Consider the following 229-nt stretch of genomic DNA (forward strand, 5'->3'; position numbering starts at 1 on the left):
CCTCTTTTACCCTTATTGACTTTCTCTTCAAGTTTTCCTTGATCTGAGGAATACTCAGAGTCACATGATTGTTCAGATCGTGGACTTCTTAACCTTTCATCTTTATCAGGTCTTGTTGCTCTTTCGATTTTCCCTTTTGTTTTCTCTTTTACCCTTATTGACTTTCTCTTCAAGTTTTCCTTGATTTCCTTTGAGTTTGGCATTATTTTAATGAGTATTTTGCTGGGGT

General features: G+C 35.8%; 1 protein-coding gene. It reads right to left on the reverse strand.

Annotated elements, in window-relative coordinates:
• Positions 1-229, reverse strand: a 229-nt coding sequence (locus tag SM755_RS24295) for a hypothetical protein (RefSeq protein ID WP_323174917.1), incomplete at both ends; no start/stop codon positions are given.

The organism is Natrialba sp. PRR66 (assembly GCF_034808065.1).
Classification (GTDB): domain Archaea; phylum Halobacteriota; class Halobacteria; order Halobacteriales; family Natrialbaceae; genus Natrialba; species Natrialba aegyptia.